The sequence below is a fragment of the Magnetococcales bacterium genome (assembly GCA_015228815.1).
In the GTDB taxonomy this organism is placed as follows: Bacteria; Pseudomonadota; Magnetococcia; order Magnetococcales; family UBA8363; genus UBA8363.
On record JADGCV010000002.1, the window covers coordinates 149,844 to 158,093 of the forward strand.

The window sequence follows — 8,250 nt, forward strand, 5'->3', positions numbered from 1 at the left end:
GTCCGCGGTTTCCGAATGGGGAGAGCGACCGCCTCTGCCTCGGGTGACGATGGGTTCAGGGATGTCGATTGCGAAGTGGGTGTCGATCCAGTTCGCGGGCGACCTCGGCGACGACGCCATGCCACTCCCGTGGTGTGTGTTGTCTGAAAAGACGCATTCCCGGATACCAGGGGCTTTCCTTGTGTTGCAGACGCCAGCGCCATTCGGCGCCGGTGTGCAGCAAGGTCCAGGTGGGAACACCCAGGGCACCGGCCAGGTGGACGACGGCGGTGTCGGTGGAGATCAGAAGATCAAGGTTGCCAAGGACCGCCGCGGTTTCGGCAAAATCGATCAGGTCGGTGGAAATGTCTTCGATCCGCCCATCCTTGTCGATAAATCGAAGTTGTTCCGCGGGCGATCCTTTCTGAAGACTGATGAAACGAACGCCATCGATCCGGGTCAGGGGGTAGAGATCCTGGAGGGTGCAGGCGCGATGGCGGTTGGCGGTGGCCTGGGGATTGCCCGACCAATTGATCCCCACCCTCAATCCCGTTGCCGTGGAGAGGCGCGCATGCCAATGGGCGAGGCGGGAGGGGTCGGCCTTGAGGTAGGGAAGATCAGCCGGAATGTCCTGGGTTGTCCGGGTGAAAAAACCGGGAAGACTCATGATGGGCAGGTGCCAATCGTAGTCGAAGGGGGGAGGTTCATCATCGTCGGGAAGCCGGGCATGGAGTTTGTCGGCGATCCGGCTCGTGGAAAACAACGAGTAAAGTTCCGGTTTGCATTCAAAATGGACCTGGGCTCCCTGTTCCCGAAGCCGTGCAAGGTAGCGGCTGGCCATGATGGCGTCGCCAAATCCCTGTTCGGTGTAGATGTAGATGCTCTGTCCCTGGAGGGGTTCTCCCTGCCACCGGGGCTTGGGGCAGATTCTTGGTGAAAGGTTGTCCAGGCGCCAGCGCCATTCGTATTCCTCCCATCCTTCGGTGAACCGTTCGAGCATCAGGAGCGAAAATGCCCGGGCCATATGGGTCTGCGGCGCCTCGGGATTGCAGTGTAACGCCCGGTCGAGAAAAGGGAGGGCCTCTTCATGGTGACCTTCCTCCTGGCAGAGGATGGCCAGATTGTAATGGGCCGTGGCATGATCGGGGTTGCAGGTGACTGCCCTCGTGAAACATTCCCGGGCTTCCGCGGTCAAACCCTCGGAAAAATGAATGTTGCCCAGATTAAGGTGGACCTCGCAAAAATCGGGTTTCAACAGGAGCGCCGTGGCGAAGGATTCCTTGGCCGGTTGCAAACGGTTCTGACCGAGAAGAATGCTTCCCAGATGAAAATGATAATAGGGGTGGTTGGGGTATTGGGCGATGGCCTGCCGGATCAGGGTGACGGCGAGGGTATCACGACCGGCGGCGTTGGCGACCATGCCGAGAATGTAGAGCGCCTGATGATTTTTGGGGTCGATTCCATAAACCCGATTGGCGCAGGCGCCCGCCTTGGCCAAGTTTCCCTGGGCGTAGGCTTCGCTGGCCTGATGGAGCCATTCCTGGATGTGATGTTCGTTCATGGACGTTCCTTGAGGTCACGGGCCAGGCGAGCCACCGGTTCTTCCCAATGATTGGGGCGGGTTTGGCGGTAGAGTCGGGAGGTGGGGTACCAGGGGGATGAGGTTCGATCCATGCTCCAGCGCCAGTCGGGGGCCAGGGGCAGGAGGACCCGGACCGGTTTTCCCAGAGCCCCCGCCAGATGGGCGGCGGCGGTATCGATGGTGATGATCAGATCGAGCCGGTCCATGAGGGCGGCGGTATCGGCGAAATCGTGCAGCTCCTTGCCAAAATCAAGGACCGTCCTGTCCGGGGGAAGGTCGAAGCACACTTCGGTTGGCGACTCTTTTTGCAGGCTGACGAAGAGAAGGTTGTCCTGTTCCTGGAACAGTGGCGTCAATGCGGCGGCGGGGAGCGAACGGCGCCGCAGGGGGTCGTTGGCATGCAGCGGTTTCCCCGCCCAGACAAGCCCGATCCGGAAGCGGTTTGGCGGGAGGCGTCGTTCCCAGGCCATGGCCCGTTCCCGGTTTGCTTCAAGGTAGGGGATTGGGCCTGAGATGGTGTCGGGGGTGGGGGCGAAAAAGCGTCCCAGGCTCATCATGGGGATGAAAAAATCAAATTTCTCATCCCGACGGACAGTCGATTGCACCCGACCCAATCCCTGTTGCTCCTGGAACAGGGATTCGAGGGGGGCGGGGACCGCCAGCAGCGTTTGCCCTCCCAGGGCGTGCAGGTTGGGGATGAAACGGACAAATTGAATGGCGTCGCCATAACCCTGTTCCGCCAGGACCAGAATTTTTTTGCCACTCAGGGATTCGCCGTTCCATGGTGGCGTTCCGGGGGGCGGTTCGAGCGGCAGGGGATGTCCCTGGGGCAGGCGGAAACGCCACTCGAATTCGGCAAATCCCCGGGTGTAGGCCCCGGCGAGGAGCAAGGTCAGGGCCAGGTTGACGTGGCCAAGAGCGTTGTCGGGATCAAGTTCCAGGGCGCGTTCGAAACAGGCCTGCGCCGCCGGAAAATCTCCCATCGCCTTGCGGCACAGCCCAAGGTTGACCCAGGCGGAGGAAAATTCCGGGTCCAGATCGATGGCTCGGGAAAAGGAGGCAATGGCCCGTTCCATGATCCCCTGGTCCATGCACAGGTCGCCCAGAAGAAAATGGAGTTCGGCGTGATCGGGTTGCAGGGCGATGGCGTCTTTGATGCGCGCTTCGGCGACCTGGGGTTTTCCTTTTTTCTTCAGCAGCAGGGCCAGGGAGCGCAAAGGTTCGACCTGACCCGGTTCGAGGGCGATGGCGCGGCTGACGTGATGCAACGCCCGGTTGGTGTCGCCGCTCCGATCGAGCGCCAGCCCGTAAAGATGATGCAGGCGTGGATGGCCCGGAAATTGCTCTAAAAGTTGAAATAATGGTTGCAATAATGGCGTGATGTCCTGGGCGACCAGGGGTTCCCGAGGGTCCTGCAACAGTCGGGCGGTCTTCTGAATCATTGCCTGAACGGGATCGGACGGATCTGAAGTCATGGTGTGTTTTCAACGTGCCTCTGGTTGTGCTACCCCATGGCACCGAGGATAGGCCCGCGCCAAAGAAAAGATCAAGACCTTACTTTCCTTAAGTCGAAGGCTGCCACTCATGAGCAACGCTTCCGTCCCCTTTGGTACCATCCTCACCAATCCGTTCGGTGAATGTTATTTTCCGGCGATCAATGGGGAAACTTTTTCCAGGATTGGCGCGGAAAATTATTTCCAGCGTCATTTTGGCGGGATGGTCGAGCGCAAGGATTCCCTGAATCTGATTCCGGGGACCGATGGCGGCCTTCTGGTCAATTGGATCGCCAAGAAAAAAACCGGGGAGGGGAGCCGGTTTCTGTTTATCGAGTATCCGGAGCTTTTGCAACGGTTGTACGACGAGGGGTTGTTGTCGCGGGATCTTCCCGAGCATGTGGTGGTCGCCACTCCCGAGGAATGGCTGGGGAAGGCGGAGGAATTGTCGCTCAAGGATTATTTTTATATCGGCAATGTCCATCCCTGGCGTTCCATGGCGGTGCTCGATGGCTTTCATGAAGGGTATGTCAAACTCTGGAACGACTTTGACGAACGCCTGGGGCAGTTTCAGATTGCGGTCGGGCAGGAGATCGGGACCCGTATTTTCATGCTCAAGTGTCTGGAGAATTTGGCGGAGAACCGGACTCCGGTACATGTTCTGGACGGGGTGTTTGCCGGGCGGACGGCGGTTCTTTTGGGGGGGGGCCCGAGTCTGGATGAAAGTTTCGCCTGGGTCCGCGAAAACCGGGAGCGTCTGGTGGTGATGGCAGTGGCGCGGATTGCCACGCAACTGGCCCGCGAGGGGATCGTTCCCGACCTGTTTTTTGCCATCGATCCGCACGACATCATCTTTCATCAGAGCAAGCAGGTGCTTGAATTTCACGAGCGAAGCCTGATGGTCAACATGTACCATCTCAATCCCCGGTTGATGGGGCTGTGGCGTGGCCAGAGCCTGTACATGGGGACACTCTTTCCGTGGCTGACGCCACACAATCCCCCGTCGCGACTTTATCCGGGAATCACGGTCAGTCATCAGGCGTTGGGAACGGCGGTCGAGATGGGGTTTTCGCGGATCATCCTGGCGGGTCTGGATCTGTGCTTCAGTCGGGAGGGGTTCACCCATGCCCGTGGCAGCGTGGAGATGGCGACGGGGCCGTATGTCCATCGTTCGGAATTGTGGGTCGAGACCAACGGCGGCTGGCGTGCCGAGACCAGCAGCGATTTTTTCAATGCCATTCCGGCGCTGCAATCGCTGGCCGAATATGCCCAATCCAAGGACTGCGTGGTGATCAATCCGGCGGCGGCGGCGGCAAAAATCGAGGGGGTGGCGTTTCGATCATGGGATGAACTGGTGTGTCCCGAGGTCGAGCGCAGCGCCTGGGACATCCTCCAGGACCTTCTGCCCCGCGAAACGCCGGAGACCCGGATCGAACATTATGAACGGGTCGAAACGGAATTGCTGCGGATTCGCGAGGAGGTTCGCGCCGTTCGCAAGTTGACCGCGGAGGCGATCGACTGCAACGACCGACTGTTCGGACGAAGGGGCAAGCCACCCGATTTCAAGTTCAAGAAGCGGATGGATGAGATTGAAGGTATTCTCGACGAGGACTACAAGGAGGTGTCCCGTCTGGTGAAAAAATGGAGTGTCGGTGACCTGCTCAAGCTGAGCCGTCCCGACAAGAGTCGTGCCTGGAGCGACGAGGAGGTCGAAACCACGGGACGTCGTTATTATGAGGTCTATCGCGACAGTGCCACCAATCTGTTGAAAACCATCGATGACAACCGGGCGCGCGTGCAGATGCGCATCGAGGAGGATCGGCCCGCTGCCAACATCAAACGTCTTTTAGACCAGTATGAAAAGGATGGTCAGGAGGGGCGGGTAGCGATTTTCCTTGCCCGCAGGGGTGAGACCATCGCCGACCACCCCGAGCGGATTCGGAAACGGATGGAAGCGTTTTTGGCTGCGCACGAAGCGCTCATGCGTCAGACCGAACACGATTACAAGGAGCATTGCAAAAACCGTCTTGCCGCACCCCGGGCCATCCGCTCCAAGGTGATGGCCATGTTTCAGAACAATGAGATGGAACGGTTGCAACAGTTTATGGAGGGGATCGGCAAGGGGGAGATGGAGGAGAAGGGGCAGTTCCTCCATCTGATCCGGGGGTTGTTGGCCGAGAAGCGGGGCGCCTATGAGGAAGCCATGAAGGAATATCGGCAAATCACCTTCGAGTCGCTTGTCCTGGAGGGGTGGCAGCGGCAATTGACCATTCATCTGCGGCAGAGAGAATTGGTCAGCGCCTGCGCCGTGGCCAAACGTCTGGCGGAAAACTCGCTGATTCATTTTCCTTTTTACGCCGACCTGCTGCGTTTGACCGGCGACAGGACGCGGGCGCTGGGTGTCTATCGCGATTACAACAAGGTGGTACGGGGTGATTTTGTCACGCTGATCAAGATGGGGCAGTTGTTGCTGGAGGAGGGCGATTGGCAGGGGGTCCAGGCGTGTTGCCGGACGATCCTCGACAAGGACGAGGGGCATGCCGGGGCGCGCATGCTCCTGGAACAGGTGGAACGGATGACGGGGGGGACGACGGAATGATCGGGCATGACGCACTCATGAGGCGCATTCTGGGGCGCGACCGGGGTTTGTTTCAGGATGATCATGATTCCTGCCAGGCGTTGCTTGAAGAAAAGGTGGGGGGGGCCAGGATTCTGGTGGTGGGGGCGGCGGGATCGATCGGGTCTTTCTTTGTCAAACAGTTGATGCGACTGAGGCCCCGGGGGGTTTGCCTGATCGATCCCAGCGAGAACAATCTGGTGGAGTTGGTGCGCGACCTGCGATCTTCCGAAACCTTCATTCCGCGCGATTTTTCGACCCGCTCCATTGCCCTGGGGACGATAATGTTCGACCGGTTTATGGCCCAGGCGGGACGCTTCGATGTCGTGGTCAACTTTGCCGCCCTCAAGCATGTCCGTTCCGAGCGCGATCCGTTCAGCACCATGCGGATGATCAAGACCAACATTCTTGATCTGGCGCACTGGCTGGATCGCCTGGAACAGGATCCGCCGCGCCATTTTTTTTCGGTCTCCTCCGACAAGGCGGTCCGCCCGGCCAGTTTGATGGGGGCGTCGAAGGCGATAATGGAACAGGTGATGTTTCTTCCCGCGCGTGGCTTTACCTGTTCGAGCGCCCGTTTTGCCAATGTGGCCTTTTCCGATGGCAGTCTGCTGCATGGATTTTTGCGGCGCCTGGAAAAAGGACAACCCTTGTCGGCCCCCAACGACATCGAACGCTATTTTATTTCCCATGAGGAGGCGGGGCAGTTGTGTCTTCTGTCCTGTTTTCTGGGGCAGCATCGGGATATTTTCGTCCCGAGGCTGGATCCGGGGATCGATTTGAAAACATTTTCCGAGATTGCCGTTCTGCTGTTGCGGGAGCGGGGCTTGGAACCTTATTCATGTCCCGACGAACAGTCTGCCCGAGCCTTTGCCCGGACGCGGCGCGCCGATGATCGGCGCTGGCCTTGTTGTTTTTCTCCCAGCGACACCTCCGGGGAAAAACCGTTCGAGGAATTCTTCGATGATTCTGAACCCCGCGACGCTTCCCTGTTCGAACAAATCATCGTCGTCAAGGGCCAACCCCTCCCCGAGGGGCGGGTGCGGGAAGCCTTGGATGGATTGACGGAAGTGATGAACTCCCAGGATTGGACGACCGAACGCATGGCGCAGCGGTTGGTGGTGGCGGTTCCGGGGCTGCGGCATTTGGCGACGGGGAAAAATCTTGACGAAAAAATGTGACGCAACAGCATCTGGTTCGCCGAGGCACCACGGCAGACTTTGGTCACGGCGCGACAAAAGAAATTCAGGATCAGGACTTCACAGCCCGTTCGATGGCTTCGGCAACGAACTGATTGAGGTTCTTGCCAAGGGCCTCGGCCACCGAGATGGCCCGGGCGTGTAGTTCCGGCGGAATCCTTGCCATGATTTTGCCGGAGAAGGGCTTGTCAGGACTTTCGCCTCTGGCCGAGCAGGTTTCCAGATAGAAATCGATGGCCTCTCGAAATGCCTGTCGCACTTCGGAAACGGACTCACCGTGGAAGGTGATGATCGATTTGATGCCCGCGACCCGACCAACGAAGCATTCATCCTCGTCGCTGTATTCGATCCGGGCGGCATAGCCCTTGTGCATCATGGGGGTCATGGCCTGACTCCAATTCGTTCCAGAAAGTCGCGGGTTGCGCGAACTTGATAGGGCTTGGCTTCCTTGCCCGGATGTGGACGATGAAAGTCGGCGCGTTCGCCATGCAGCTTGAATCCGACCCGTGAACCTCTGCCTTCGATCACCTCGGCCCCGAGCGCCACGAACAACGCCTCAATCCTGTTCCATGCGAGCGATGCGGGAACCGGAAGCGAGAAGATGGTCTCAAGGGTCTTGCGATGTCTGCTGTTCATCAATGAATGCGAGCATTCTTTGCCGGCATATCAAGAGCACGCGCGGCGCTCTTCGTGAGCAGCACTTCGAAGCGCATGGGGGTCATGCCGTGCGTAACCGGTGGACCACCTCCATGGCGGGCATCACTTCACCCTGTTCGATCTCCCTCTGCCCCATTGCCAGGAGCTTGAGCAGAGCCAGTGTCTCCTGGGTTTGCTCATAGGTTCCGATGTCCTGCAATACCGCCTTGGCTTCGCCATGGAGCGTGATGATCACGGGATCGGCCCCTTCCGCCAAGTGGCGAATGACTTCGGGGGCGTGGGCTTTCAAGTAGCTGATGGGTTTGATTTGTTCGGACATTTTCATGATCGGCTCTCCTTTCAGACCAAAATAAGATCTTTTTTTGGTTTGGTCAAGCGATACGCTTTTTTATTCATGGTACGTTACATTTGACAATGTCAGACGATTTGTCAATCAAGGTGACAAAAAGATGTCATTCAAGGGGAAATGTGTCCGTTTGAACGGATATGATGTCACTCTTGCAAGCCAATTTGGCCGTCATTTGTCATTCTTGCCCGGACAAATGTGTCATTGTCACTGACTCAACCTTGACACAATGACACATTTGTCCAGTGGTTTGACAATCAGGCCATGCCGGATGGAGATTCAGGGTGGAAAAAACCATTTTAAACCGCAACCATCACGGGACACGTAGTTTTCGGGCTTCAAATGTGGCATGATCGGCATGTAACTTTCCTTAATTT

Annotated in this window: 7 protein-coding genes; 2 read left to right on the forward strand and 5 right to left on the reverse strand. The window is 58.1% G+C overall.

Annotated elements, in window-relative coordinates:
- Positions 1–55: 55 nt before the first annotated feature.
- Both HQL76_01745 and HQL76_01750 read right to left on the reverse strand, forming a co-directional pair.
- A complete protein-coding gene (locus tag HQL76_01745) occupies positions 56–1,540 on the reverse strand; it encodes a tetratricopeptide repeat protein (protein MBF0107886.1) in 1,485 nt (494 codons plus the stop codon).
- Positions 1,537–3,036 carry a tetratricopeptide repeat protein gene (locus HQL76_01750; protein MBF0107887.1) on the reverse strand — a complete coding sequence of 500 codons (1,500 nt, stop codon included), beginning with the start codon at positions 3,034–3,036 and terminating at the stop codon, positions 1,537–1,539. The genes HQL76_01745 and HQL76_01750 overlap by 4 nt, the downstream gene beginning before the upstream one ends.
- A 109-nt stretch (positions 3,037–3,145) precedes the next feature.
- On the opposite strand from HQL76_01750, the gene HQL76_01755 reads away from it, so the two are divergent.
- Entirely contained in the window at positions 3,146–5,653 is a 2,508-nt protein-coding gene (locus HQL76_01755; GenBank protein MBF0107888.1) for a DUF115 domain-containing protein, read from the forward strand.
- The gene (locus tag HQL76_01760; protein MBF0107889.1) at positions 5,650–6,852 is read left to right on the forward strand and encodes a polysaccharide biosynthesis protein; all 1,203 of its coding nucleotides are present in this window, start codon (positions 5,650–5,652) and stop codon (positions 6,850–6,852) included. Before HQL76_01755 ends, HQL76_01760 begins: the two co-directional genes overlap by 4 nt.
- Before the next feature lie 70 nt (positions 6,853–6,922).
- Here HQL76_01760 and HQL76_01765 read toward each other — a convergent pair whose 3' ends face one another.
- The 3 genes from HQL76_01765 to HQL76_01775 all read right to left on the reverse strand — a co-directional run bounded on the left by HQL76_01765 (position 6,923) and on the right by HQL76_01775 (position 7,852).
- Positions 6,923–7,255 carry a type II toxin-antitoxin system HicB family antitoxin gene (locus tag HQL76_01765; protein MBF0107890.1) on the reverse strand — a complete coding sequence of 111 codons (333 nt, stop codon included), beginning with the start codon at positions 7,253–7,255 and terminating at the stop codon, positions 6,923–6,925.
- Positions 7,252–7,506 carry a type II toxin-antitoxin system HicA family toxin gene (locus HQL76_01770; protein ID MBF0107891.1) on the reverse strand — a complete coding sequence of 85 codons (255 nt, stop codon included), beginning with the start codon at positions 7,504–7,506 and terminating at the stop codon, positions 7,252–7,254. Before HQL76_01770 ends, HQL76_01765 begins: the two co-directional genes overlap by 4 nt.
- Before the next feature lie 82 nt (positions 7,507–7,588).
- Positions 7,589–7,852 (reverse strand): type II toxin-antitoxin system Phd/YefM family antitoxin, encoded by a 264-nt coding sequence (locus HQL76_01775; protein ID MBF0107892.1) that lies wholly within the window; start codon positions 7,850–7,852, stop codon positions 7,589–7,591.
- Positions 7,853–8,250 lie beyond the last annotated feature (398 nt).